21 protein-coding genes, 1 tRNA gene and 1 pseudogene are annotated in these 25870 nt (G+C 64.2%); 11 read left to right on the forward strand and 12 right to left on the reverse strand.

Features of this window, described 5'->3' with window-relative positions:
• The first annotated feature begins 53 nt into the window (after window positions 1-53).
• The gene (locus IEX88_RS08095) at window positions 54-2741 is read left to right on the forward strand and encodes a rhamnan synthesis F family protein (RefSeq protein WP_188850078.1); all 2688 of its coding nucleotides are present in this window, start codon (window positions 54-56) and stop codon (window positions 2739-2741) included.
• A 73-nt stretch (window positions 2742-2814) separates the two neighbouring features.
• Here IEX88_RS08095 and IEX88_RS08100 read toward each other — a convergent pair whose 3' ends face one another.
• The 9 genes from IEX88_RS08100 to IEX88_RS08140 form a co-directional block, all read right to left on the reverse strand.
• Window positions 2815-3864 (reverse strand): DUF2793 domain-containing protein, encoded by a 1050-nt coding sequence (locus tag IEX88_RS08100; RefSeq protein WP_188850079.1) that lies wholly within the window; start codon window positions 3862-3864, stop codon window positions 2815-2817.
• A gap of 106 nt (window positions 3865-3970) precedes the next feature.
• Entirely contained in the window at window positions 3971-5710 is a 1740-nt protein-coding gene (locus IEX88_RS08105) for a glycosyltransferase (protein WP_188850080.1), read from the reverse strand.
• Complete coding sequence (locus IEX88_RS08110; RefSeq protein WP_188850081.1) at window positions 5710-6264, reverse strand: class I SAM-dependent methyltransferase; 555 nt, start codon at window positions 6262-6264, stop codon at window positions 5710-5712. The genes IEX88_RS08105 and IEX88_RS08110 overlap by 1 nt, the downstream gene beginning before the upstream one ends.
• Before the next feature lie 8 nt (window positions 6265-6272).
• Window positions 6273-7643, reverse strand: coding sequence for an ABC transporter ATP-binding protein (locus tag IEX88_RS08115; protein ID WP_188850082.1), 1371 nt, complete (start codon window positions 7641-7643; stop codon window positions 6273-6275).
• On the reverse strand, window positions 7633-8496 hold the full coding sequence (locus IEX88_RS08120; protein ID WP_188850083.1) for an ABC transporter permease: 864 nt from the start codon (window positions 8494-8496) through the stop codon (window positions 7633-7635). The genes IEX88_RS08115 and IEX88_RS08120 overlap by 11 nt, the downstream gene beginning before the upstream one ends.
• A 408-nt stretch (window positions 8497-8904) precedes the next feature.
• Window positions 8905-9297: a GtrA family protein gene (locus IEX88_RS08125; protein WP_188850084.1), complete on the reverse strand. Its 393-nt coding sequence runs from the start codon at window positions 9295-9297 to the stop codon at window positions 8905-8907.
• Between the two features lie 13 nt (window positions 9298-9310).
• A complete protein-coding gene (locus IEX88_RS27035; RefSeq protein WP_188850085.1) occupies window positions 9311-10267 on the reverse strand; it encodes a WxcM-like domain-containing protein in 957 nt (318 codons plus the stop codon).
• A complete protein-coding gene (locus tag IEX88_RS08135) occupies window positions 10264-11289 on the reverse strand; it encodes a glycosyltransferase family 2 protein (protein ID WP_210319250.1) in 1026 nt (341 codons plus the stop codon). The genes IEX88_RS27035 and IEX88_RS08135 overlap by 4 nt, the downstream gene beginning before the upstream one ends.
• The gene (locus IEX88_RS08140; protein ID WP_188850086.1) at window positions 11277-12416 is read right to left on the reverse strand and encodes a DegT/DnrJ/EryC1/StrS family aminotransferase; all 1140 of its coding nucleotides are present in this window, start codon (window positions 12414-12416) and stop codon (window positions 11277-11279) included. The genes IEX88_RS08135 and IEX88_RS08140 overlap by 13 nt, the downstream gene beginning before the upstream one ends.
• A gap of 231 nt (window positions 12417-12647) precedes the next feature.
• On the opposite strand from IEX88_RS08140, the gene IEX88_RS08145 reads away from it, so the two are divergent.
• Window positions 12648-12812, forward strand: a complete 165-nt coding sequence (locus IEX88_RS08145) for a hypothetical protein (RefSeq protein WP_188850087.1) — start codon at window positions 12648-12650, stop codon at window positions 12810-12812.
• A gap of 334 nt (window positions 12813-13146) precedes the next feature.
• Here the strand turns inward: IEX88_RS08145 and IEX88_RS08150 are convergent.
• A tRNA-Ser gene (locus IEX88_RS08150) sits at window positions 13147-13236 on the reverse strand.
• A 495-nt stretch (window positions 13237-13731) separates the two neighbouring features.
• Here IEX88_RS08150 and IEX88_RS08155 point away from each other — a divergent pair.
• The 9 genes and pseudogenes from IEX88_RS08155 (at window position 13732) to IEX88_RS08195 (ending at window position 23852) form a co-directional block, all read left to right on the forward strand.
• Window positions 13732-14886 carry a DegT/DnrJ/EryC1/StrS family aminotransferase gene (locus IEX88_RS08155; RefSeq protein ID WP_188850088.1) on the forward strand — a complete coding sequence of 385 codons (1155 nt, stop codon included), beginning with the start codon at window positions 13732-13734 and terminating at the stop codon, window positions 14884-14886.
• Window positions 14887-15035: 149 nt separating this feature from the next.
• Window positions 15036-15962, forward strand: coding sequence for a Gfo/Idh/MocA family protein (locus IEX88_RS08160; RefSeq protein WP_244639948.1), 927 nt, complete (start codon window positions 15036-15038; stop codon window positions 15960-15962).
• Window positions 15963-16290: 328 nt separating this feature from the next.
• The gene (locus tag IEX88_RS08165) at window positions 16291-18210 is read left to right on the forward strand and encodes a LysM peptidoglycan-binding domain-containing protein (protein WP_188850089.1); all 1920 of its coding nucleotides are present in this window, start codon (window positions 16291-16293) and stop codon (window positions 18208-18210) included.
• A 157-nt stretch (window positions 18211-18367) separates the two neighbouring features.
• On the forward strand, window positions 18368-20248 hold the full coding sequence (locus IEX88_RS08170; protein ID WP_188850332.1) for an ABCB family ABC transporter ATP-binding protein/permease: 1881 nt from the start codon (window positions 18368-18370) through the stop codon (window positions 20246-20248).
• A 109-nt stretch (window positions 20249-20357) separates the two neighbouring features.
• A pseudogene (locus IEX88_RS08175) lies at window positions 20358-21062 on the forward strand (phosphatidylserine decarboxylase); the annotation flags it as partial.
• A 2-nt stretch (window positions 21063-21064) separates the two neighbouring features.
• Window positions 21065-21907, forward strand: a complete 843-nt coding sequence (locus IEX88_RS08180) for a CDP-alcohol phosphatidyltransferase family protein (RefSeq protein WP_188850091.1) — start codon at window positions 21065-21067, stop codon at window positions 21905-21907.
• A 10-nt stretch (window positions 21908-21917) separates the two neighbouring features.
• Window positions 21918-22472, forward strand: a complete 555-nt coding sequence (locus IEX88_RS08185) for a pyridoxamine 5'-phosphate oxidase family protein (protein WP_188850092.1) — start codon at window positions 21918-21920, stop codon at window positions 22470-22472.
• A 34-nt stretch (window positions 22473-22506) separates the two neighbouring features.
• Complete coding sequence (kdsA, locus tag IEX88_RS08190; protein WP_188850093.1) at window positions 22507-23343, forward strand: 3-deoxy-8-phosphooctulonate synthase; 837 nt, start codon at window positions 22507-22509, stop codon at window positions 23341-23343.
• Between the two features lie 176 nt (window positions 23344-23519).
• Complete coding sequence (locus IEX88_RS08195; RefSeq protein WP_188850333.1) at window positions 23520-23852, forward strand: SMR family transporter; 333 nt, start codon at window positions 23520-23522, stop codon at window positions 23850-23852.
• A gap of 119 nt (window positions 23853-23971) precedes the next feature.
• Here the strand turns inward: IEX88_RS08195 and IEX88_RS08200 are convergent, their stop codons facing one another.
• Both IEX88_RS08200 and IEX88_RS08205 read right to left on the reverse strand, forming a co-directional pair.
• Window positions 23972-24979 carry a KpsF/GutQ family sugar-phosphate isomerase gene (locus IEX88_RS08200; RefSeq protein WP_244639951.1) on the reverse strand — a complete coding sequence of 336 codons (1008 nt, stop codon included), beginning with the start codon at window positions 24977-24979 and terminating at the stop codon, window positions 23972-23974.
• Between the two features lie 32 nt (window positions 24980-25011).
• Window positions 25012-25752, reverse strand: coding sequence for an SDR family NAD(P)-dependent oxidoreductase (locus IEX88_RS08205; RefSeq protein WP_188850095.1), 741 nt, complete (start codon window positions 25750-25752; stop codon window positions 25012-25014).
• Between the last annotated feature and the right edge of the window lie 118 nt (window positions 25753-25870).

A 25870-nucleotide genomic window follows, 5' to 3' on the forward strand; every position in this document is an offset into this window, starting at 1 on the left:
CGGATTGTTCCAAGTATCTTCTCTTGATTTCTCAGACCCACAGGAGCTGCCACGTGAAGCTTTTCGAGCAGTTGAAGGATTTGGGCCGACGGGTCATAAGGCGCTATCCGATCCTGCGACCGTATACGGCGAGAGCTCTAGGACAATTCCAGTCGATACGGATCAACGAGGTTCCGCCTCTGCCCGCTCCTGCTTCTCTCAGCGACGGCGAGATGGCGGCAAAGGTGTTGGTTAGCCCGTTTTTCGACCTGCATTACTATCGAGAGGTCGCTGGCTTGCCAGAAGCTAGCGATGAAGAGGCGGCGCGGCACTACATAATTTCAGGTGAGAATCAGGGCCACAACCCAAGTAAATTCTTTGATCCAATTTTCTATCGTGAGCGCTATGCAGACTTGCAGCACTTTCAAGGGAATTTGCTTGTCCACTATACTGAATATGGGCGCAATGAAGGGAGATCAGCGCGCTTCGATGCCTCACAGAATTTAACTATTGGTAGGCAGAAAATATCGTCTAATAGAGAGACAATTCTGCTTGTTATCCACGAGTCGTCGATGACTGGCGCCCCTATCCTGGGGTTAAATATTCTCCGGCATCTATCTGGAAAATACAACGTTTTGACTGTCTCGCTGAGAAGCGGAAAGCTCCATGAGCGACTTTTAGAGTATTCAGCCGTCGTAATAACGGCGACGGATAATTCTCTTGTAACGATGCCGCCGTCACTCTTGCGACGCCTGTTCCTGACGCACCTCTGTGAGGAATACCGCATTTCGGGCGTAATCTCGAACAGTGCGGAGACGGAGAATGTTATTGTAGCCTGTTCGGAGATGGGGCTTCCTGTTGTCTCGCTGATCCATGAATTTTCTGAGTATGTCGTTCCGTTTTCCCGGATGAAGAATGTTCTCGACTATTCGACAGTCGTCGTCTTCTCGTCGCAGTTGACGATGGATTCTGCATTGCAGGCCGGTAAATATCAGGAGCTACCGCACGCGGTCGTCCTGCCGCAGGGCAAAAGTGTCATCCCGGCGACTGCAGGTAAGGTTCAAGCATCGACGGAACTGCCAAAGGCGATAAAGATCGCAAAGGATAATGGGAAGTTTCTTTGCATAGGCTGTGGTTACGTTCAAATTCGAAAGGGTGTGGACCTATTTGCTATAATCGCTGAAAAGGTTTTAAAGAAATTAGGTAGGGATCATGTTCATTTTATTTGGGTTGGTGATGGCTTCCAACCCGACCAAGATCCGCACTATTCGCTATGGCTGAAGGACCAAATTAGTCGGAGCGGATTGGCAGAAAATTTCTCAATGGTTCCGGCAGTCGACGCGTCGGAGCTCGAAGAGCTCTACCTCGCTGCGGATATGATGATATTGAGTTCCCGCTTGGACCCGTTCCCGAACGTCGCCATCGACGCGTTTCACGCCGGATTGCCGCTGCTGTGTTTTGAGCAGACAACTGGAATCGCGGAGTACCTTTCAAGAGATCCGGACTTGAAGGAGCTCGCTGTTCCCTATTTGGACGTTGAGGCTGCAGCAAACGTCGTTGTCAAATTGGCGAAGGACCCCGCGAGGCGAGAATGTATTGCTGCTCGTTTTCAGCAACTGGCTAGCGAACAGTTCGAGATGCATACCTACGTGGAACAGTTGACAGCTTTCCTGGCCCAGGCAGCAAAGATCGTCGACCAGGCTAAACAGGATGAGGCCACTCTCCGTGAGCAGGATGAACTGAGTCTGGAAAGCCTTCCCGATACACTCGGTAACGGCTTGGCTGGCACCGACGCAGTAAAGCGTTATGTTCGGCTGACCGCGGCCGGAGCGAGTTTCCATGGTGGAATGTTTCGTCGCCCCAAGCCAGGCTTTTCACCTCACATCTACCGCGAGCGACATCCAGACCTGTCAGCGCCGCCATTCCAGAACCCGTTGGCACACTGGATACGCAGTGGGCGTCCCGAAGGACCTTGGCTCCGTAACGTGATGTCCCTAGAGACAAGCGGTCGGTTGGACGTAAGTCGAAAGGCGACGGTTGGTCTACATATTCACCTGCACTACGCGGTGGTGCTGGACGAAATATTGTCGCGTCTAGAGGTAAATGAGACGAAGCCGGATCTGTTTGTGAGCACTACTTCGGAGAAGGCTGCCTCCTACATAGTGAAGCGACTTAAGAGTTACCGTCGTGGGAAGGTCGAGGTGCGGCTTACGCCAAACCGAGGTCGAGATATCGGTCCAATGCTTACCGAGTTCGGATCAGAGCTTCTTGGCTACGACATAATCGGTCACATACACGGAAAGAAAAGCGAGGCGTGGAACCAGATGGCGGGCGGCGCTTCCGCAAGCGACATATGGCGTGAGTTTCTTTTTCAGAATCTGCTCGGCGACCGTTTCAGAGCGCTAGACTTGATTGTTCAGTCGTTCAACAACGATAAGAACCTTGGTCTAGTATTTCCCGAAGACCCAACCGTTGTGGGTTGGACGGAAAACTATAAGTTTGCCCAGGCAGTCGCGGCGCGTATCGGTATGTCGCCCGACTTGCCCAAGGCGATTGAATTTCCAACAGGAAACATGTTTTTCGCGCGTCCAGCGGCAATCAAACCTCTTTTCGACGGGCAGTTCGATTGGTCAGACTACCCGGAGGAGCCCATCCCCTACGACGGCACGATCTTACACGCAATCGAGCGTATGACTCCGCTCGTCTGTGAAAGCCAGGGGTTTAGCTGGCTGACAACGACTTCCCCTGGTTATACGCGCTAAGAAGCAGTTTTAGGTTCAAGATGGCGATCGGTGCCGGTGTTCGACTTTAGCGGCGACGTAGTCGGCCGCTAAGTCATCCGACCAGCATTGCGCCGAAGGCGGAATGACTACTCCAGAAGGTAAAATAGTTTCCGCTGTCGTGATCCATATTACCGGTGGCCAATTCGATTGTGTCCCCCAATTCGAGCATCACTATCCGAGAGAGGACGCAAGGAACGACCGACGAAAAGGTGATCTGATATGTGAGGTCAGGGTTGTTGTTCCGTGAAAGGCATAGCCTGCCGCTACCGATTATTCCGATCAGAAATATCCCGGCGTAGATGTAATACCGCCCGCTCACGGGTGCCGTGAAGCGGCCGGTGGCCGGGTCGAATGCGTTGCCGACCTGGTGCTGGATGACATCGAAGGTGCCGGGAAAGTTGGGGGCGCCGATGGTCTGGTAGTCGGCCGACGTCGTGTGGGCCTGTCCGCTGCCGGTGGCTTCGAAGCTGACGCAGTGGGGCTTCAGGACGGCGCCGGTGGCCGCGTCCAGACGCATCGCCTCGCGCCACGCCATCCCGTCCGTGCTGACCTTTACCGACAGCGCGTCCGAGCCCGCGAGACCGATTTCCGCCTTGCCGGCGTAGGCGTTCTGGAAGACCAGGCTGGCCGTGTCGGCCGTCTCTGCCTTGTTGATCAACAGGCGATGGTCGTCGCCCTGATGGTCAAGAAGCGTTGCGGGGGCCGAGACGGCAAGCCGGTTGACGGCCGTCGGCGTGGCATTGATGCCGAGCCTCGACACCGTGCCGAGTGCGTCGCGCCATGTCAGCCCGTCGTGGACCAGCAAGCGACCCTCGTCCTCGACGAAGAGGCGCATGCCGGGCTTCAGTGCGTAGAAGACCCAGGCTCCGCCCTGAAACGCGGCCATGGTGCCCTCTCTGCCGGCCCAGGCGCCGACGGCTTCGGCCGCCACCAGGTGCCGGTCGCCGTCCGCCGGTTGCTCGGGCGGCGCAGAGCGGCCCCTGTCGCGGACGGCCGCGCCCACGAACGCGTCAAGCGCCAGCAGCGCCTCGTTGTGCGTCACATGCTTCTGGGCCTGCGCGGCGGCGAGGAGGGGGAGGGAGAGATGCGGCGTGACGGCCATGGTGATCTCCTGACGAACAGGAGATCATTCTAGGAGACGACGGTGGAGGGAGGATAAGTCTGAAGGGCACGCGTCTTCGTTGTCGACGCGTGCCAAGTTTTACCGGTCAGCCCAGCGCTGCCGGTCCGCCTTGCGGTAGTGCGACGTCGGGCGCAGCGGGGCGCGCGAGCCGTCCTTCGAACCGTCCCCACGTGAGGTAGTGAAGCAGCGGGCTCAGTCCGGCAGAAGCGACGTCGCGATAGGTCGTGGAGTAATACGCAGGGTCGAACTTTTCGCTCGGGGCAATTCCCTGCGGCTCACCACAGAGAAGATAGTGCCAAACGACCTGATCGACGTCGTCAAGCGGCAGGTCGAATTCGGCGGCATAGCGCTGCACGTCGAGCATCTGGCTCGACACGATGAGCTGCACCTTGCTCACCGCCTGTACGAGCCGCTTGAACTCGGCGTCCATGACGTCACCGTTGAGCGCGCGCTCCTCTGCCTCCCGCTCGAACGCTGCCAACTTCTCAGCGTTGGAATAGAACTGCGTACGCCAGTAGGACACCTCGTTCTGGAGGCTCAGGACAGAATTCGCTTGCTTGTAGGAGTGTTGCCGGTACTGCAGGACAGTGTGCGCGCAGCGCATAGGCTTCCACCCGGCGACAACCATCCGGTGGAAGAGATGATGGTCTTCGGGAAGTTCGCTGGCTCGATAGCCGCCGACCTGATCATAGGCGCATCTGCGGTACATCGAGGAACCATGGATGAAGTTCCTGATCGCAAGTCCCGCGACGGCTTCCGGCGTGGGATCGGGAAAACGCCAGGCATAAAGCGGCCACCGCTCCGCCTTGCTGTCCCCGATGAGTTCCGCGCCGACGGTTTCTGCCAGGGCTGCGGCACGCTCGCCGAAGATCAGCATGTCGGTGTAGACGACGCCAGCTTCAGGATTTGCGTCCAGGATTGCCTTGCAGCGCTCGATGTAGTCCGGCCGCATCCGGTTGTCGGCACCGAGAAACACAATGTAGTCGCTGTTGGCCAGCGAAACGCCCTTCCGGAAGTTCTCGACAATGCCGAGGTTCTTCTCGTTCAGGACGACCCTCGCTTTATCCGCGTAACGCCGCGCGATCTTCTGAGACCCATCGCTCGAACAATCGTCAAGGATGATAATCTCGTCCGGCTGCCTGGTCTGTGCCAGTACCGAAGCGACGGCTTCTGGCATGAATGGACCATAGTTGTAGTTTGCAATGATCACCGTCACGCTGCTGGACGAAAGTTTCGTGGACTCCTCCACGGTGATCCGGTTCAGCTGATAACGATCTCCATCGCTGCCGGCGATGCAGGAGAGGGCGCCGACATAGTGCTCCTTGACCCGCTCGACGGCGCGATCGTCATGGTCGCCGTGGGGGTAGGCGAACCAGTCGAAATGGGGGGCGGAAAACATCTCTCTGAGACCCGGCGGAACCAGAAGTTCGTCGTCGAGGGTCTCGTCGGAGGCGTTCTTCAAGCGTTGATGAGAGCGCGTGTGCCACTGGATCCGCGCGCCGCCCTCGGCCATTTCGAGCAGCTGCTCCAAGGTGCAGAAGGGCGTCAGGGGCTCGACCGTGTCAAACGCGTTGTCGCCGCCAATATGATCGCCGATCACAAAGAGTTCGAACGGGTAACCCCACTTCTTCAGGATCGGAAAGGCGTACTGATAGACGTTTTCGTAGATGCCGTCGAAAGTGATGCAGGCATGCCTCCGGTTGCTCGGATCATACTCGCTCAATGGCACCACGTCGTAAGCCTGCAAATCCGCCATCTGGCGGTCGAATGCATCCGAGCTTACCCACCACATCGTCGGGGTATCTGGAGCAACCTTATGGTACATTAAGAGCATTTTTTCAGGACCTCTAGGACATGGGTGAAGTCCCGATAGGGGTAATGGATTTCGTCGAGGGGATCGTAGGCAAAGCGCACCGGTTGCCAGGCCGCGATGTGGCAACTTGCAAGAATGCCGCCAGGCTCCAGTAGATCGTCGATGATCAGACGGACGTTTGCGGCGCCCTTGGCAATATACTGCGAGTACAGGACGCCGGTGATGATGATAAGATCGAACTGCCCGAGTTTTTTGGCGCTCAGATCGAACAGGGAGAGGCATTCAAACGCAATTCGAGAAGGATCCGGCTGCGAGGCATTCCTGAGCCGGGCGAATTCGATCGCACGGGCGGAAATGTCGACGCCGAGGATTTGCTCCCCCGGCAAAGCGAAGGTGATGAAGCCATCGCCGCAACCGATATCCAAAACTCGCTGGAAGGGCTTATTAGGGAGAACCGAGAGCAATTCGCTCTTTCGACGGTCGTCATCGACGTTTCCCTCATAGTTCCAAGGGTCTGCGACACTGTAGTGTGCCTCTATTTCTTCCACGGGCTGGCGGGCGGACATGGTCGTTCCTACTCTGCTATCGGGTCGTGGCGGAGTGTCATTTCAGGATTAAATAGTGCCCAGCGTTGATTCTCCGGAGAAGGCAGGCATGTCAGGCGACGAGCGATCGTGATGTAGTCCTCGTACTCGGTCGGTCCCTTCGGATCGAAAGTGGAGAGAATGACGGTGACGCCATATTCCGCCGAGAGAAGACGATTTTCGAAGGCGAAGGAGATGCGGTGTTGACCGTGCTGTGACAAGGCATCTGGCGGCAGACCCTCGTATCGACTGTTTGTTCCAATAATCATTTGGCCCGCGGCATCAATGATGTAAACCGAGATCGTCGCGTCGGCCATAGACTTGCTGACCGTGGCATAGACTTCAACGACAACCTGATCGCCGAAATCGACGTGGGCGAGTTCCTGCTGGTTGCCGTTGACCGAGACGTAGTCGATATGGCCCTTGGTCCGCGGTCCCGTGCGGAAGGGATGAACACTGTCGGCGAACTCAGCCAGCATGTCCGGTCCTATGGGGTGAGCCTCAGAGCGCGGAGACACGGTCCCGGAATCAAGCGGCTCGACGATCCTGCGAACAGGCGCCTCGGCGGCCATGAGTCCTGACGAATCCTCAAAGTAGCGGTCGCACACCTCCCGGACGGGGCCGAAGGCCGCGAGACGGCCATCCTTCATGTAGATCGCTCTGTCGCAGATCTTGCGAACCTGCGAAATATCATGGCTGACAAAAAGGACCGTCGCCCCGGCAGCCCGCCGCTCCTCCAGCTTCGCCAAGCACTTGCTCTGGAAAGAAAAGTCACCCACCGACAGAATTTCATCGACGATGAAGATGTCGGCATCCACATGCGCGGCGACTGCGAAAGCAAGGCGAGCGTACATGCCGGAGGAGTAGGTCTTCACCGGCTGTTCGATGAAGTCGCCGATGCCGGCGAAGGCAAGGATAGCTTCCAAGCGCGCGCTCACCTCGTCCCTCGAGAGCCCCAGGATCGTTCCGGCCAGGCGGACATTTTCGCGGCCGGTAAATTCCGGGTTGAAACCGGCCCCGAGCTCCAGCAGCGGCGCGACGCGCCCGCGAACGGAGCAGGTGCCGGTTGTGGGTTCCAGAGTCCCGGCGATGACCTGCAACAGGGTCGACTTACCCGAACCATTGCGGCCGATAATTCCCACGGTCTCGCCGGTTTGGATGTCGAGATCGATACCCTGGAAGGCCCAATACTCCTCGAAGAAACGCCGGCGCTTGAAGATCATCTGCTTGAGGCGATCTTCTGGCTTGGAAAAGATCAGGTAGGCCTTTCCGAGCCCTCGGGCATGGATTGCAGGTCCGGAGTCATCGCGATCCTCCATCTCATACGACGGCTGAACCGGAGCAGTCATCTCAGAGGACATCGGCAAAGGCCTTCTTCGTGCGCATGAACCAGAGATACCCCAGTACCGCCGCAGACAAGCAGAGAAGAGCGTAGAGGGCCCATTCGCCGAGCGGCGGCACGGTGCCCCAGAAAATGACATCGCGTATGTGGCCGACGGCCAGTGTCAGAGGATTGAGGTACATCAGCGGCCGGTAAGCCTCCGGGATCGCCTCGAGGGGGAAGAAGACCGGGGAAAGGAACAGGAAGGCCGTGGTGAGGAGCGGTACGATCTGCCGGATGTCGCGCAGGAAGACGCCGATCGAGGAGAGAAAGAAAAGCGCGGCGAGCGAAATCAGGGCGATGGGCAGCACGGCGAAGGGCAGGAGCAGAATCGTGACGCTCGGCAGGCCGTAAAGGACGATGAACAAGCCGATGAAGACCAGGAAGGCGACCGCCGCGTTGAACAGGGCGCTGTAGAGCGTGACCCAGCAAAGAACCTCCAGCGGGAAGACGACCTTCTTCACATAAGGCGTGTTGTCCAGGATCAGCGTGGGCGCCCGACCGATCGACTCGGCGAAGATGGTGTAGGCAATGAAGGGGCCGAACAGCAGCATGGCGAAGGAGTAGTCGCCGGGGGCGCTGCTCGGCACCTGCCACCGCGCTTGGACAAGCGTGCCGAACACGAAGGAATAGATGCCGATGGACATCAGCGGCAGCAGGACCGACCAACCGAAACCGAGAAACGATCCGCGATAGCGCGCCTCCACTTCGCGACGCGTCAGACTGCCGATCAGCCCGCGCTGTCGCCACGGGAGAAGGAAGAAGTCGAGAATCAAGGTGTGCCCCTGGCTGAAGTTGAGTACCGCGTGAGCGCGATACGGCGTGTACGACATCGCAACTGCCGCTGCTAGGATTGATTCGTGACCTTTTCGCAGCGGCCAATCCCGTCAGGGCCTGGCCGTCGGGGTGCTGGCCTCTGCGGGCAAGCGTCGCGTTTTTCGGCGCCGGGCAGAGCGACGCTCCTCGCTCGCTGGGCATCTGCGCGGCTTACACAGGTCTTGTCGAAGCCGATAGAGGGGAGCCTGCTCCCGGTCCCGCCTTCCCTTTTTCGATCGAAGAACTCCCCACTGGATGGAGCGGAGGGGCAACGTACCTGAGCCAGCCCATTGTCGCTCGCCCCGGCTGCAACGCCGCCGTGGACCGTCAGGCCAGTTCGCCTTCTCCTGCGACGGTCGGGTTTGTCCTGTCTGCTTCGCTGCGAACAGCCCTCAACGCGACGAACGGGCTGCGGAGGGAAGGGCTTACCGGGCCTTCCCGGGTATCGTATCGGCGACGCTTCTCAGGATCGCAAACTGCAGAGGGATGGCCGTCAGGACCACGACGAGCATGGCCACGGACGGCGGCACATCCAGAGCGTCCACGAGGATCGACAGCGCGAGCAGCCCGTATAAATACTGGATGGAGTAGGAAACCAGAACGGCCAGGCCTAGACGCACCGTATACTGTTTGCGGAAAACGAAACGCGAGTTCAGAAAATAGGCGATCAGTATCCCACAAGCGTATGTAATCGAATATGCCAGTCGGTAACTGAAGAATTGTAGCAGGGCCAGAAAAATAAGATATGTCGTCCCGGTGTTAAGAACGCCGGATATCAAAAATCGCGTGAGCTGACGGGCGACGTCCTTCTGCCGCAACTGCCGAATTCGATCAATCACGAGTCGTCGCTCGCTTGAAGTCTTCGTAGGACCGAATGTAGTCGTTGGAATCGTAATTTTCTGAGGCAAAGACGAGAAGGACGGCATCGTCCGTATAGCGGTATTGGGTTCCCCAGACCATAGCGGGCATGTGGACCCCGCGGCTGGGGCGATCGAGGAGGACCTCCGTCCGGTTCTTGCCGTCATCGAGCAGAACGGTAACGGATCCGCGCAGGCAGATCAGAAACTGCTGACAGACCTTGTGCGCATGTTCTCCCCGAACCTCGCGCGAAGGAACGTCGTAGACGACGAAATAACGCTTGGCCTGAAAAGGAAGATCCTTCTCGAACTCGCCGACGGAGAGGCTCCCGCGCATGTCGGAGACGACTTTCAGGCGATGCAGCGTCGCGCCGCCGACGCCGAGCTCGGTCACGGCCTCATCGAGGTCCGTTTCGCCGCTGGCCGCTACCGGCGAGTCTGCCTGCAGCTTGGTGTTGGAATAACCGACAATCCGCGCGGGATTGCCGACGACGATGGCGTTCGGGGGCACGTCTCTCGTGACGACGGCGCCGGCGCCGATCATGGCGCCGCGCGAGATCCGCAGGCCCGGCAAGATCGTGGCATTGGCGCCGATGGAGGCATCGTCCTCGACGACCGTCTTCTGGAACACCTCGGGATATTGCCGCGAGCGGGGAAAACGGTCGTTGGTGAACGTTGCGTTCGGACCGATGAAGACGCGATCGCCGATGGTGATGCCGTCCCAGACCTGGACGCCGCATTTGACTGTCACGCCGTCGCCCAGCTGGACGTCGTTCTCGATGAAGACGTTGTCGCAGATATTGCAGTCCTGCCCGATCTGCGCTCCGGGAAGCACGTGCGCGAACGCCCAGATTCGGGTTCTATCGCCGATGTTTTCGCTCTCGCAGATCCCGGAAGGATGGACGAAGAAGGCTCTTTCGTGAGTGGTCATGGCAGTCTCTCTGCTGGCGCCGCTGTGCCCGGCAATGGCGGGTCGTTTCTGACGATCTGCTGGATGACGCGCAGCGGGCGTCGCTTTGTATTCTCAAACGTGCGCCAGAGATAGGATCCGATCACGCCCTGAACGGCCAGGGTGGAAGAGCCCATAAACACGATGAGCAACGCCAGAGCGGTATAGCCGGGCTCGGTGATCAGGCCGAACAGGCGCCCCATGAGAACGACCACGGCGAAGATCAGGCTCAGCACGCATCCCAGGATTCCGATCCATAAGACGGCCAGGATCGGCAGATCGGAGAACGAGAAAATGCTGTCCATCATGTAGCGCAGCCGCCGCGAAAAATTCCAGGCGCTCGTCCCCTTCAGCCGCGGCCGCCGCTCGTAGGGGACGAAGACACGACGATATCCGACCCAGAATAGTTGCGCGACGAGCGAACTGTTCGGCTCATGGATCTCCAGCACAGAGTCGGCGACGGCCCGGTTGCAAGCGAAAATATCAACGCCGCCTTTGGGAATGTCGCGGATGACCATCTTCCGGTAGAGCCACCAGAAACTGTTGGACAAGACGTTCTGGAGCACGGAATCGTGCCGCCCCGAGCGCTGACCAAAGGCGATGTCGCCCTCGTCGCTCTCCAGCAAGCCGAAAAACGTGCGTATGAGCTCAGGTGGCTCCTGCAGATCGGCGGCCATCACCGCGATCATCTCACCGCGGGCCAGTTCCAGTCCGGTCCGGATCGCCGTGAAGGAGCCGAAATTCCGGCTGTGGTAGATGACCGTGGCAGGACAACCGAGTTCGGCCAGGCGGCCCTCGATCATCTTGCCCGACCGGTCGGGTGATCCGTCGATCACGAAGATGATTTCGATATCTCCGGGGTCCCGCGAAAACCCCGAGAGGACTTCGATCAGGTCGTCGATGTTCTCCTCGTTCCGATAGATCGGAATAATCAGGGAGCGCCGCGGCGCAAGGTTGATCAAGGGCACGGCCAGGCCAAGGTCCGCCGGTTTCAACGACGCCACGCGGACAGCCCCTCGCTGACCCGCTCGATCTCCTGCTCCGTCATGCCCGGAAAACAGGGAATGGTCAGAAGACGACCGATACTCCGGCGAGAAACCGGCAGGCCGCCGGCAGCTTCGCGCTTTGGCATGTCGGCCCAGCCGGGCTGATCACAGTCGAGGATCGGATAATGGATGTCGGTCCCGATCCGTCGTTCGCTCAGATGACGGCGAAGCTCATCGCGATCGTCAGCCAGGAGGATCGCCAGATGGCCGACGCTTCCGTGCGAACTCTGAACGAGACGAACGCCCTCGGGCAATGCCTCTGCATAGCGCGCCAGTATCTGGACACGCCGATCGTTCGCCTGACCGAGATGGGGGAGAAGCACCGAAAGGATCGCCGCCTGGATCTCGTCGATGCGAGAGTTCCTGCCCCCCGGTCGGGCGATTGTATATTTGTCAGACCAACCGTACTGGCGCAGGGCATTGCAGGCCTGAGCCAGTTCGTCGTCCGATGTCACGATGCCGCCCGCATCGCCGAAGGCGCCGAGATTCTTGGTCGGATAGAAGCTGAAGGTGGCGATGTCGCCCAGGCTGCCGACGCGCTTGCCGTGAAGCTCGGCCCCATGGGCCTGTGCGCAATCTTCGAGGATGGGAACCGACTGGTGGCCGGCCTGATCCATCTTTTCCCGGAGAGTGGATACGTCGACCACCCCACCATACAGGTGCGTCACGACGACCAGGGCTGTCTCGTCGCTCAGTGCGCGAAGGATGGAGTCGATGTCGGCCAGCTGAGAGGCTTCTTCGATATCGACATAGACCGGCGTCAGGCCGACCGAACGGGCGGCAATGGTCGAATAGCCGCCTGCATTGGCCACGGTGATGATGTCGCGGCCCTTTGGTTTGCGGACGGAGAGGAGCGCGCGGAAGGCGATTTCCAAGGCGTCGGTGCCGTTGGCAACGCCGACGCAGTGTTCGACACCCACATAGCGGGCGAAATCGGCGCAGAAACGCGCGGCCCTGTCCCCGTTGAGCCACCAGCCCGATGCGAGCACCGCGTTCACCGCCTCCGTGATCGGTTCCGAGCTGTCCTGGTAGATTCGCTTCAGATCGTTCAGGGGGATGGGGCTGACGGCGGAAAACTGATTCATGGTTGTCTCAACTCCCTAATGCCGCCGGTTCGACACGGCGGCTCGATCGACCTGAAGGGGTCGCTGGCGAATGCGGGCCCCATCGGAGACAGCATGAGAATACGCTACTAATCCATCCGGCAGTTCTTCCGCAACAAAACCTGCGGTCTTAGGGACGGGTTTTAACGCCGCGTTGGCCCGTTCAGGCGGCCGGGAACCAGCCGATCGATAGCGACGCGTCCGAGCCCGGAGATGGACCTCACTTTGCTGCCGCGATCGATCGGCCGCGCGCACTCCGTTCTGGTCGGCCGGGCGGCATGGCCGGCACAGGCCTCCGCCCAGGTGTACGGCCATTTGAATGCTCCTGATGACCCGTTTTCGCGGGTCGACGTGATCACCTCCGTGCAGCGCCGGTAGCGACGGTCGACGACCGAGAAGGCGGCCTCGTCGAGGAGGCACGCAGGCGGGATTGAGAGTGTCCTTCGTGCCGCGGCAGGCGGGTGTCTCGCCGTCACAGCTCTATGCCCGGAAGGACCGAATGCTGGAGGGCGTCCGTGCCGCCATCCGGGCAGGCGAAGACCTCGTCGGCACATCCAGCATGGGCGATCTGGAGAGGCAGGTCCGCGACCTCGGGCGCCTGCTCGGCCCAAGACGGTGGAGAGCGAGATTCTCAAGGGCGAAACGGCTGGCGACGGCGGTTACAATCCCTGAGTCACAGGGATGGCTTGTCGGTAAAGCTTTGAAGATCGTCTGGCGGAGAAGAAGGGATTCGAACCCTCGAAACGGTTCCCCGTTTACGCCCTTAGCAGGGGCGCGCCTTCGACCACTCGGCCACCTCTCCAACTCCGTGCACTAAAGGAAGCGTCCCGGCTTTTCAAGGCGCGGCGCGCACTATTCGACCGCCGCCCCGCAATGGCGGCGGACCAGGGGTTTCTTTCGTCGAAAATCGCCCGGTGGCGGCTTTGGGGGCGTCGGCCTCAACGAAAGAAAGGCCCGCGGACCGCCCGGAACGGGCACTGCGATTCGGCGACGCGAGATCTGCCGGGCGCGCCGCAGGACGCCGGAATCCGTGCCGCGTGGCCACCGCGGAACGGCGTTCTGGTCAGAGGCGCCGATCGCCGCGGTTGGCCAGCTCGGCCGGCCGGTCACGAAAACTCCCCCTTTCGCGACAATATGTGACCGGGCGCCGCCCTGCTGCGGCGTTTGCTTCCGTGCCCAAACAGTTTAGCCACCGGGCGGAAGTGCTGCGCGGGGACGCTGCGGCGCACCACGCAGTCAGTGCGGCACGGATGCTCCGGGTTTTCCGGAAAGGCCGATCGCAGCCAAGAGGAAGAGCATGGACAGACCGATCCCCTTCATCGACCTCGGCGCGCAGCGCGACCGGATTCGCGACCGCATCGACGCGGCCATCGCCCGCGTCGTCGACAGTGCCGCCTTCATCATGGGGCCGGAGATCGCCACCCTCGAACGCCAGCTGTCGGCGTTTTCCGGGGCCGCGCATACCCTGTCCTGCGGATCCGGCACCGATGCGCTGGTGCTGCCGCTGATGGCCTGGGGCGTCGGGCCGGGGGACGCGGTGTTCTGCCCGAGCTTCACCTTCGCCGCCACCGCCGAGGTCGTCGCGCTGGTTGGGGCGACGGCCGTATTCGTCGATGTCGACGAAGAAACCTTCAACCTCGATACCGCCAATCTGCGCCGGGCGATCGAGGAGACGCTCGCCGCCGGCCAGCTGGTGCCGCGCGCGGTGATTGCCGTCGACCTGTTCGGCCAGGCGGCGGACTATCCCGCGATCCGTGCGCTGTGCGACGAGTTCGGCCTGAAGCTGATCTCGGACGCCGCGCAAGGCTTCGGCGGAACGCTCGACGGAAAGATGGCCAATGAATGGGCCGACGTCGTCTCCACCAGCTTCTTCCCGGCCAAGCCGCTCGGCTGCTATGGCGACGGCGGCGCGGTGCAGACGGACGATGCCGAACTCCATGCCGTGATGCAGTCGCTGCGCGTCCATGGCCAGGGCGAGGACCGCTACGACAATGTCCGCATCGGCATGAACGGCCGCATGGACACGATCCAGGCCGCCGTGCTGATCGAGAAGCTCGCCATCTTCCCCGGCGAGATCGAGGCCCGCAACCGCATCGCCGAGCGCTACAACGCGGCCTTCGCCGGCCTCGTCACGCCGCAGACCGTCGTCGCGAACGCGGTCTCGACCTGGGCGCAGTATACCATCCGCGTGCCCGCGGGCCTGCGCGACGGCCTTGCCGCGGCGCTAAAGACGCGCGGCGTGCCGACGGCGATCTATTATCCCAAACCCCTGCATCGGCAGACCGCCTACCGGCATTTCCCCGTGGCCGGCAACGGCCTGCCGGTCTCGGACCGGCTCGCCGGCGAAGTGATCAGCCTGCCGATGCATCCCTATCTCGATGCCGCGACACAGGACCGGATCATCGGCGCGGTCACCGAGACGCTGGCCGAACTGCGCGCCGAGGCGGCCTGAGACGTCCGGGCGGGGAGGGCGCTTGTGGCGCTGCCCGCCCGGCCCATCCATCGCCGGACGGCCATGTCCGTCCGCTGCGAATTTTCCCGGTCCACGCCGGCGGCCGACAGGGGCCGCGCGGATCGGCCCCAGCATGAAGAGGCATTGCAGTGACGGATAGACTGAGGATCGGCGTCATCGGCTGCGGCGTGATGGGGGCGCACCACGTCCGCACCGTCGCGGCCAGCCCGGCCGCCCGTCTCGTCGGCGTCGTCGACCCCGACGAGGCCCGCCGGACGGCGGTCGCCGCCGCCAACGCCGTGCCCGGCCATGCGGACGTCGCCGCGCTTCTGGCCGCCGGCATCGACGGGGCCGTCATCGCCGCGCCGACCGCCCGTCACCATGCGATGGCTGCAGAGCTTCTGTCGGCCGGCGTGCATGTGCTGGTGGAAAAGCCGATCGCCGCGACGGCGGACGAGGCCCGCGATCTCGTGGCGCTGGCGCAGGCCCGAGACCTCAGGCTGATGGTCGGCCATGTCGAGCGCTTCAACCCGGCGCTCGCGGCGCTGAAGGCGGCGCTGGCCGGCGAGGACGTGCGCTCGATCGTCATCACCCGGGCCAGCCCCTATCCCGCCCGCATCGGCGATGTCGGCATCGTGCTGGACCTGGCGGTGCACGACATCGACCTCATCCGCTGGATCGCCGCGTCCGAGATCGCCGAGCACCAGGCGCTGGTCTCCCAGACGCTCGGGGCGCACGAGGACAGCGCGCTCCTGCAGTTCCGCACCTCCGGCGGCGCGATCGCCAGCATCAACACGAACTGGCTGACTCCCTTCCGCCAGCGGCGGATGGAGGTGGCGACACGCGACCACTTCTTCGTCTGCGACATGCTGCAGCGGACCGTCACCGTGTTCCGCGACTACGGCAAGGACGGCAGTTTTCGCCAGCGCGCGCTCTTCGTGCCGGCGAGCGATCCGCTGGCGGCCGAACATGCGGCCTTCTATGCCGCCATTCGCGGCGAGGCCGAGGTGCCGGTTTCCGGCCATGACGGGCTGCGCAGCCTGGAGATCGCGCTCGCCTGCCTGAGCCAGCGATGATGCCGGAGGCCGGCCTTCCCGCTTCGGAAAAAGATCCTGCGAAGACAGGCGCCTAAGCGGGCGCCGATCCGAAAGGGAGCCGGCGTTCCCCAGGTCCGCTGGCCCACGGCTTTTGCAGGCGAGACCAGCGCGTGTACTGTCCTCTCCCCCCGCGGTCGGCCGGATTGGCGACCGCGGATCGGCACCGGGAAACTCGATGGCGGCGGGGCTTTAACCAGAAGTCCGGTTAAGCGGCCGGCCGTCTTGTGACCGGTCCCCGGCTTGGTTAAACCTCGATGAACAAAGCGTGTTCTTGACAGCTTTTTCTCGGGAGCGACGGCGTCCTCACATGAAGCGTAAAATCATCGGTGCCGGCCTGTTCTGCGTCCTCCTGTTCGCCGCCATTCTGGCCGGCTACTGGGACATGCTGAGCACCGAAAAATTGCGCATCGTCCGCGACGAGGCCTCGCAGGCCGTGGGCGAGATCGCCGATGTCGTGCGCCCCGGCGCGCCTTCCGTAGACTCGTCCGCCGCCGATCCGGCCCCGACCCCCGCGCCGTCCTCGGGCAGCGAAGGGACGCCGTCGCCGGAGGGGGCTCCCGCCGCAACGCCTGGCGAGGCCCCGGGCTCGGACGCCCCGTCCACGACGGTGACATCCGAGGCGCCATCCGCGCCGCCCGCACCCTCGGCTGCGCCGGCAAATCCGCCAGCCTCGAAGGCGGAAGCAATGGCCGCACCCGGTTCTGCGCCGAACGAGGCGACACCGGGTTCAGTTACGGCGCCGTCGGATGCGCCGGCGTCTCCCGCGCCAACGGAAGCACCCGCGGCCGGTGACGCCGCGTCCGGTCCGGCCCCGGCGAAGACGGCGCCGCAGGAACCCGCATCCACCGTGGCCGAACCGGTCACGGCAAACGCCCCTCTGGCCTTGCCGACCTTCGACATCGTGCGGGTCGAGCCCGACGGTTCGACGGTTCTCGCCGGGCGCGCCCCGGCCGGCAGCGCCATCCTGCTTCGCGACGGCCAGACGACGGTCGGCGAGGACAAAGCCAGCGCGAGCGGCGACTTCGTCGTCGCTCTCGACGAGAGGCTCGCGGTGGGCGAGCACCAGTTGACGCTCGAGGCGACGGCACCGGACGGGAGGGTCGCGACCTCGGCGGAGACGGTGATCGTCAGCATCCCGCAAAAGGGGCGCGAGAACGAATTGCTGGCCATGGTGGAGTCGCCGGACCAGCCGTCGCGCCTGATCAGCATTCCCGCCGCCGCGCCCGCCGGCCGCGAGCCCGCGGCTCCTTCTGCCGCGTCACCAGCCGACAGTGCCGCGGTCGCGGCGCCGCTGCTGCCGTCGAGCGCGCCGGAGGCGCAGGGCGACCTGACGCTGCCGCTGACGCCCGGCGAGACGTCCGCGCCGTCGCAGCCGGCGACGCCCCTTGCCGTCGAGGCGGTCGAGATCGACGGCGACCAGATCTACATCGCCGGCCGGGCCGCGGGAGCGGCTTCGGTGCGCGTGTACATCGACAATGAATTCCTCTCCGCGGCGCCGAAGCTTTTGGCCGACCGCTTCCTGGTGACGGCCAAGGCGCCGGTGCTGCCGGGCGAGCATCTGGTGCGCGCCGATGCCCTGAACGCCGCCGGAGCGGTGATCGCCCGGGTCGAAGTGCCGTTCAACCGGCCGGAAGGCCGCGCCATGTCGGCCATATCCGCGCCCACGGCCCCGGTGACGGCCAGTCCGCCGGCCCCGGCCGCCAAGGCTGCGCCGACTGACGCGGCCGCGTCGGCGGCCGGTGATGGCGCGCCGGCCGAGCCCGCGCCCGCGGCGCAGGTCGCCACCGCGCCGGCCGGGCCTTCCGCCGTGTCCCAGTCCCCGACCCCGCCGCCGGCCGCCCCAGTGCCGGCCGCCCCCGTGCTGGCCGAGCCTGCGCCGGCCGACGCGGTCGACCCGTCCGTCGCCGTGGCGCCGCTGGCGTCCTCTCCGCCCGCGGAGACCCTCGCCGCTGCGCCCGCCGCCACCACCACGCCCGCCGGGAGCGAAAGCCCGGCCGTCGCGGCGACGGCGCCCGGCGAGGACGTCGCCGTCCTGCGCCAGCCGGCGCTGGAAGCCGTGGAGGCGCGCGTCATCATCCGCCGCGGCGACACGCTCTGGCGCATCTCGCGCGACACCTACGGGCGCGGCGCCCGCTACACCGTGATTTATCTGGCCAATGGCGACCAGATCCGCGACCCCAACCGCATCTATCCCGGCCAGGTGTTCCGGACGCCGAAGGACGAATAGCAGGCGGCGCCGCCACCGGATCGTCGGTCGGCGGGCTGCGAAGGATCGGGGCATGACCGCTTTTGCCCGCTGGGCGCTTCCTCCCTCGCGCGTTTCACTTTAGAACCCATCGAAAGACGCCGAGCCGCGTCGCACGATGGATCTGCCTTTGTCCGAAATGCCGAAACCAATGGTCGACAGCCAGTCGACCTTCGCGACCCTCCGCAATCTCACGCCCTATATGTGGCCGGCGGGTCGGCCGGACCTGAAGGCGCGCGTGGTCTGGGCGACGCTCTTTCTCGTCATCGCCAAGCTCCTGACCGTCGGCGTGCCGTATTTCTACAAATGGGCGACCGACGCGCTGGACGGCGCCAACACGGCCCATTCCTGGCTGCCGCTCGCTGTCACCGGCGCGGTGACGCTCGTCGTCGCCTACAATGTCGCCCGCGTCGTCTCCGTCGGCTTCAACCAGCTGCGCGACGCGCTGTTTGCCAGCGTCGGGCAGTATGCCGTGCGCCAGCTCGCCTTCCGCACCTTCAACCACATGCACAAACTGTCGCTGCGCTTCCATCTGGAGCGGCGCACCGGCGGCCTGTCGCGGATCATCGAGCGCGGCACCAAGGGCATCGAGACGATCGTCCGATTCACCATCCTCAACACCGCGCCGACCATCCTCGAATTCGGCCTGACCGCGGCGATCTTCGGCGTCAGCTACGGGATTTCCTATCTCCTCGTGATCGCGGCGACGGTCTGGCTCTATTCCTGGTTCACCATCAAGGCGAGCGACTGGCGCATCACCATTCGCCGCGAGATGAACGACAGCGACAACGAGGCCAATACCAAGGCGATCGACTCGCTCTTGAACTTCGAGACGGTGAAGTATTTCGGCAACGAGACGATGGAGGCCGAGCGCTTCGACCGCTCGATGGCGCGCTACGAGAAGGCCGCGACCCAGACCTGGACCTCGCTCGGCTGGCTGAATTTCGGCCAGGGCGTGATTTTTGCCGTCGGCATGGGCGTGACCATGGTGATGTCGGCGCTGGAGGTGCAGGCCGGCACGCAGACGCTCGGCGATTTCGTCTTCATCAACGCCATGCTGATGCAGCTGTCGATCCCGCTGAACTTCATCGGCTTCATCTACCGCGAGATCCGCCAGGGCCTCACCGACATCGAGCAGATGTTCGCGCTGCTCGAGGTCGAGGAAGAGGTCAAGGACCGGCCGGGCGCCGTGGCGCTGAAGGTCACCGACGGCGCCATCCGCTTCGAGAACGTGCGCTTCAACTACGATCCGGCGCGCGAGATCTTAAAGGGCATTTCCTTCGAGGTGCCGCCCGGCAAGTCGGTCGCCATCGTCGGCCCCTCCGGGGCCGGCAAGTCGACGATCTCGCGCCTGCTGTTCCGCTTCTACGACCTCACCTCCGGCCGCATTACCATCGACGGCCAGGACATCTCGGAGGTCACGCAGGCCAGCGTGCGGGCGGCGATCGGCATCGTTCCGCAGGACACCGTGCTGTTCAACGACACCATCGCCTACAATGTCCGCTACGGCCGGATGGACGCCACCGATGCCGACGTGCGCCGCGCCGCCGAGCTCGCCCAGGTCGCCGGCTTCATCGACGTCCTGCCGGAAGGATTCGACACCATGGTCGGCGAGCGCGGGCTGAAGCTCTCCGGCGGCGAGAAGCAGCGCGTCGCCATCGCCCGGACGATCCTCAAGGCGCCGCCGATCCTCATCCTCGACGAGGCGACCTCGGCGCTCGACACGCACACCGAGCAGGAAATCCAGTCGGCGCTCGACCTCGTCTCGCAGGAACGCACGACGCTGACCATCGCGCACCGGCTGTCGACGATCATCAATGCCGACGAGATCATCGTCCTGAAGGCGGGCACGATCGTCGAGCGCGGCACGCACAAGTCGCTGCTCGACGCTGACGGGCTCTATGCCGAGATGTGGCGCATGCAGCGCGAGGCGACCGAGGCGGAGGAGACGCTGCGCCGGGCCCGCGAGGCCGACGCGCAGGGCATCATCGAGCGCAAGCGGCCGATCGAGGCCGGGTGAGGCGATCGGCCGCCGGCATCTTTTCGCCCGTCCGATCTTGCGAAGGCCGTCAAAACTTGCCCTAACGCAGCCATGAGGCGCTTGCCGTCGTTATCGCGCCAAAAGGAGTGCCCGCATGCACATGATCGCCTCGATCCGGAACGCGCTCGTCCCGATCCACCGCGCCGGCTATCCGTTCATCGCGATCTTCTTCGCCATCGCCGTGGTCCTCGGCCTCTTCTGGGAGCCGCTGTTCTGGGTCGGCGTCGTGCTGACGCTCTGGTGCGCCTACTTCTTCCGCGATCCCGAGCGCGTGACGCCCTTGTCCGACACGCTCGCCGTCAGCCCGGCCGACGGCACGGTGTCGCTGGTCGGCCATGTCGTGCCGCCCGAGGAACTCGGCCTCGGCTCGGAGCCGATGCTGCGCGTCTCGGTGTTCATGAACGTCTTCAACTGCCATGTGAACCGCGCGCCGATGCGCGGCCGCATCAGCCGCATCGCCTATCGCGAGGGCGAGTTCAAGAATGCCGAGCTCGACAAGGCGAGCGACGTCAACGAGCGCAACTCGCTGGTCATCGAGGGACCGCAGGGTGATCTCGGTGTCGTCCAGATTGCCGGCTTTCTCGCCCGCCGCATCATCTGCTGGCGTGGCGTCGGCGACCGCGTCGAGGCGGGCGAGCGTTTTGGCCTGATCCGCTTCGGCTCGCGCCTCGACATCTACCTGCCCGACGGGGCGAAGGCGCGGGTTTCCGAGGGCCAGACGGCGATCGCCGGCGAGACGGTGATCGCCGAGTTCGGCGCGGGCCTCCAGACCTATTCGGCACGGCGGGACTAGTCATGCAGTCACCCTTCCAGCCCTTCGACAAGGACGTTCCCGAGACCGATATGGTCGACCCGCCGGAGACCCCGGCCGTGCGGCGGCGCATCCCGTTCCGCCACATCGTGCCCAATCTCATCACCATCATCGCCATCTGCGCCGGCATGACGGGCATGCGCCTCGCCTTCGAGGGCCGCTTTGAACTCGCCGTCGGCATGGTGATCGGCGCGGCGCTGCTGGACGGCGTCGACGGGCGCATCGCGCGTCTCCTGAAGGGGCAGAGCCGGTTCGGCGCGGAAATGGATTCGCTCGCCGACATCGTCAATTTCGGCGTCGTGCCCGGCATGGTGCTCTACGCTTATACGCTGAGCGGGGCCGGCTCGGCCGGCTGGATCGCCGCGCTCCTCTACTCGGCGACCTGCGCCCTTCGCCTGGCGCGCTTCAACACCATGCTCGACGGCCCGAAACAGCCGGAATGGAAGTCCGCCTTCTTCACAGGCGTGCCGGCCCCGGCGGGCGCGGGCCTCGCCATGTTCCCGATGTACCTCTCCTTCAGCGGCGTCGATCTCGGCGAGCCGAGGTTCACCGCCTTCCTGTCGGCGGCCTACCTCCTTCTTGTCGGCTTCCTGATGGCCAGCCGCATCCCGACCTGGTCGGGCAAGACCGTCTCCATGCCGGTACGGCGCGACATGGTCATCCCGGTGATCCTGGGTCTTGTCCTCTACATCGTCCTCCTCACCAGCTATCTCTGGGAGACGCTGTCGGCCACCGTCGTCGCCTACTACATCGCCATGGGCTTTTCCGTCAGGGCGTATCGGCGACGCGCGCGCCTCGACGCTGCCTCCGACCCCTCCGCCGGCTGAGAGAGACGCCATGGGCAAGCAGTTCACCGCCATCGACGACCGGCACCGCGATTTCGTCGCCCGGCAGAAGATCTTCTTCACCGGCTCGGCCGCCGCCGGCACCCGCATCAACATCTCGCCGCGCGGCACCGACGCCTTTCGCGTCCTGGGTGCCAACACCGTCGCCTATCGCGACCTCACCGGCAGCGGCAACGAGACGGCGGCGCACATGCGGGCCGACGGCCGGATCACCATCATGTTCTGTGCCGTCGACGGGCCGCCGATGATCCTGCGCTTCTACGGCCACGGCCGGATCGTGCTGAAGGACACGCCGGAATTCGATGCGATGATCGCCAGCCACTTCGATGGAGAGGCGCCGCTCGGGACGCGGCAGATCGTCGTCGTCGACGTGGACTTCGTCCACACCTCCTGTGGCTACGGCGTGCCGCTGTTCGAGCATGTCGGCGAGCGCGCCTCGATGCAGAACTTCGCCGAGGCCAAGGGCGAGGAAGGGCTCGAAGCCTATCGCCGCGAAAAGAACGCCGTCAGCCTCGACGGACTGCCCACCGGCATGTTCGACGCCTGACCCCTGCCTGCCATCTTCTGACGAGGACCTGCCCGTGACAAAGACCCAAGCCGACCGGGATTTCGACGTCGGGGCGATCCGCTTCGGCAACAGCCTGCCCTTCGTGCTGATCTCCGGCCCGTGCCAGATCGAGTCGCGGCAACATGCCTTCTTCATGGCCGAGAGCCTCGACCGCATCGCCACCGAGGCCGGCATTCCCTTCGTCTTCAAGGCCTCCTACGACAAGGCCAACCGCACCTCGCTGTCGGGCACGCGCGGCATCGGCATCGACGAGGGCCTGCGCATCCTCTCCGACATCCGCGACGCCTTCGGCTGCCCGGTTCTCACCGACATCCATGACATCCCGCAGGCGATCGCCGCGGCCGAGGCGGTCGACATCCTGCAGATCCCGGCCTTCCTGTCGCGGCAGACCGACCTGCTCGTCGCCGCCGCTAAGACCGGTCGGGCGATCAACGTCAAGAAGGGGCAGTTCCTCGCGCCCTGGGACATGGCCAATGTCGCGGCGAAGATCGCCGGCTCCGGCAATGAGCGGATCATGCTGTGCGAGCGCGGCGCCTCCTTCGGCTACAACACCCTCGTCACCGACTTCCGCGCGCTGCCGATCATGGCCGAGACCGGCTATCCCGTGGTCTTCGACGCCACCCATTCCGTCCAGCAGCCGGGCGGGCAGGGCACGTCGTCGGGTGGCGACCGGCGCTTCGCCCCGCCGCTGGCCAAGGCCGCCGCCGCCGTCGGCATCGCCGCTCTCTTCGTCGAATCGCACGAGGCGCCCGATACCGCGCCGAGCGACGGCCCGAACATGCTGCCGCTGGACTGGATGCCGGGCTTCCTCGCCACGATGAAGCGCATCGACGAGATCACCAAGGGCTGAAGCTGATCCCGAAAGGGGCCTTCCGGCTTTCGGGGAAAGATCATGCGACGACAAGACGCCCGAGCGGGTTGGCGATTCGAAGAAAAGCCATCCGCCGGGCCGCGACACCCTTGCCGCGCCGCGATAGGATGGATCAAACCCGGCGTCGGCCGAAAGGGATGATCCGCTTGGCCTCGCTGAAGCTCTATCTGATTCTTGCGGCCGCGATCACAGCCGAAGTCGTCGCGACGACCGCGCTGGCACGCTCGGAAAGTTTTACGCGGGTGGGGCCGAGCCTCGTCGCCATCCTCGGCTACGCCGTCGCCTTCTGGCTCCTGTCCTTCCCGCTGCGCAGCATGCCGACCGGCGTCGTCTACGCCGTCTGGTCCGGCCTCGGCATCGTCCTGATCACGCTCGTCGCCTGGCTCTGGAGCAAGCAGCCGCTCGACCTGCCGGCTATCGTCGGCCTCGGCCTCATCATGGCCGGCGTGATCGTCGTCAACGTGTTTTCCCGGACGGTGGGCCACTGAGACGTCGCTTCGGGCGAGGGGAGGTCGCAGGAGCCGTCGCGCAAGGCGGACGGGAGGGCAGTGCCGATCGTGTCACAACCCGCCCTGCGGCGGCATGAGGATGCTCGGGGCCGAGCCGGTCAGACGATCCCGAGCGAGAGCAGCCCCTTGAGGTCGACGAGCCCGACGATCTCGCCGTCGGCTTCGACGAACAGCGCGCCGAGTCGTTCGGCCTCGCACAGCGCCAGCGCATCCACCGCGAGCTTGTCGGCACCGATCTGGCGCGGGTCGACGGTCATCATGTCCGCGGCGGTCCGGTCGAAGACGCTGCGGTCGGTCATGGCGCGGCGAAGGTCGCCGTCGGTGACGATGCCGGCGAGCCGCCCGTCGGCCTCCATCACCGCCGTCGCGCCGCGCCGCCCGTTGGAGATCGCGGCGATCACCGCGGGCAGCAGCGCATCGCGCGGAACGCTCGGGACTTCCTTCAGATGAGGCAGGCGCTCCAGCACTTCGTGCATGCGCAGCAGCTGCGCACCGAGCTTGCCGGCCGGATGGAACTTGGCAAAATCGTCGCGCTGGAAATTGCGGGCGCGGATCAGCGCGGCGGCCAGCGCGTCGCCGATGGCGAGCGACATCGTCGTCGACGTCATCGGCGCGAGCGCCAGCGGACAGGCTTCCACGGCGTCCGGCAGGGCCAGCAGCGCGTCGGCATGGCGTCCGAGGGCCGAGGCCGGCCGCGCGGTCATGGCGACGAGCGTCACGCGAAAGCGCCGGCAATATTCGATGATCGCCTGGAGCTCGGTGCTTTCGCCGGAATTGGAGATGGCGATGACCACGTCGTCGTCACCGACCATGCCGAGATCCCCGTGCGCCGCCTCGGCCGCATGCAGGAAGAAGGCGGGCGTGCCGGTGGAGGCGAGCGTCGCCGCGATCTTCTGGCCGATGTGCCCGGACTTGCCGACGCCGGTGACAATGACGCGGCCGCGGCAGGCCTTGACCAGATCGACGACGGCGACGAAGCGCTCATCGATCGAGGCCGCCAGCGCCTCCAGCCCGGCAATCTCCAGCGCGATCGTCTCGCGCGCCGTGCGCATCGCGTCGATGCCTTCGTGCACGGACGCGGTGGTGGCGGCTTCCGGTCCCACCACCGGGCCTTCACGGCGCGGAAGATCGGGCCGCATCAGAGCGGCGCGCGATAGGCGAGGAAGCGGTTCTCGCGAATGTCGAACAGCTGGCCGGTCTCGGTCAGCTCGGGCAACGCCAGCGGCAGGATCCGCGCGGCGACGTCGGCGGCCTTCGGCAGCGTGTCCGGATCCTCACCAGGCATCGCCAGCGCGCGCATGGCCGTGCGCGTGGCGCCGGGATTGACCGAATTCACCCTCAGCGGCAGGTTCTCGGTCTCGGCCGCCCAGGACCGCACCATGGCCTCGGTGGCCGCCTTGGTGGCGGCATAGAGGCCCCAGAAGGCACGGCAGGAATGGGCGGCCCCCGACGACATGACGATGGCGCGGCCGGCCGGCGACAGCCGCAGCAGGGGATCGACCGAGCGGATCAGCCGCCAGGTGGCGGTGACGTTGAGCGCCATGGTCTTCTCGAAGACCTTCGCCTCGATATGGCCGATCGGCGACAGCACGCCGAGCGCGCCGGCATTGGCGACGAGCACGTCGAGCCGGCCCCAGCGTTTGTGGATCGCTTCGCCCAGACGGTCGACGCCGCCGGCATCGGTCAGATCGAGGGGCACGAGCGTCGCCGAATTGCCGCCGCGGCGGATGGCATCGTCGAGCTCTTCCAGGCCGCCGACGGTGCGGGCGACGGCCACGACATGCGCGCCCTCGGCCGCCATCTGCTTGGCGATCTGGTAGCCGATGCCGCGCGAGGCGCCGGTCACCAGTACGATCTTGTCCTGAAGTCTTGCGCTCATCCGTCGTTCCGATCCTTGCTCGTGGCCCACCGTCCTCGGCGACCGCTCGGGTGACAGCCGAAGGCCCTGTCGGGCGCCGTTGCCGTGCTTCCCATGCTGCCCGAAGCGTCGGCGTCCG

It is taken from the genome of Aureimonas glaciei, from assembly GCF_014643375.1.
Taxonomy (GTDB): Bacteria; Pseudomonadota; Alphaproteobacteria; order Rhizobiales; family Rhizobiaceae; genus Plantimonas; species Plantimonas glaciei.

Excerpts from the sequence above, each read along its gene's own strand:
- IEX88_RS08180 (WP_188850091.1), top strand. The coding sequence starts at position 21,065 with ATGCAGTCACCCTTCCAGCCCTTCGACAAGGACGTTCCCGAGACCGAT.
- IEX88_RS08145 (WP_188850087.1), top strand. The coding sequence starts at position 12,648 with ATGGACCTCACTTTGCTGCCGCGATCGATCGGCCGCGCGCACTCCGTT.
- IEX88_RS08140 (WP_188850086.1), bottom strand. The coding sequence starts at position 12,416 with ATGAATCAGTTTTCCGCCGTCAGCCCCATCCCCCTGAACGATCTGAAG.
- IEX88_RS08185 (WP_188850092.1), top strand. The coding sequence starts at position 21,918 with ATGGGCAAGCAGTTCACCGCCATCGACGACCGGCACCGCGATTTCGTC.
- IEX88_RS08155 (WP_188850088.1), top strand. The coding sequence starts at position 13,732 with ATGGACAGACCGATCCCCTTCATCGACCTCGGCGCGCAGCGCGACCGG.
- IEX88_RS08205 (WP_188850095.1), bottom strand. The coding sequence starts at position 25,752 with ATGAGCGCAAGACTTCAGGACAAGATCGTACTGGTGACCGGCGCCTCG.
- IEX88_RS08170 (WP_188850332.1), top strand. The coding sequence starts at position 18,368 with ATGCCGAAACCAATGGTCGACAGCCAGTCGACCTTCGCGACCCTCCGC.
- IEX88_RS08120 (WP_188850083.1), bottom strand. The coding sequence starts at position 8,496 with ATGTCGTACACGCCGTATCGCGCTCACGCGGTACTCAACTTCAGCCAG.
- IEX88_RS08115 (WP_188850082.1), bottom strand. The coding sequence starts at position 7,643 with ATGTCCTCTGAGATGACTGCTCCGGTTCAGCCGTCGTATGAGATGGAG.
- IEX88_RS08100 (WP_188850079.1), bottom strand. The coding sequence starts at position 3,864 with ATGGCCGTCACGCCGCATCTCTCCCTCCCCCTCCTCGCCGCCGCGCAG.
- IEX88_RS08165 (WP_188850089.1), top strand. The coding sequence starts at position 16,291 with ATGAAGCGTAAAATCATCGGTGCCGGCCTGTTCTGCGTCCTCCTGTTC.
- IEX88_RS08105 (WP_188850080.1), bottom strand. The coding sequence starts at position 5,710 with ATGTACCATAAGGTTGCTCCAGATACCCCGACGATGTGGTGGGTAAGC.
- IEX88_RS27035 (WP_188850085.1), bottom strand. The coding sequence starts at position 10,267 with ATGACCACTCACGAAAGAGCCTTCTTCGTCCATCCTTCCGGGATCTGC.
- IEX88_RS08110 (WP_188850081.1), bottom strand. The coding sequence starts at position 6,264 with ATGTCCGCCCGCCAGCCCGTGGAAGAAATAGAGGCACACTACAGTGTC.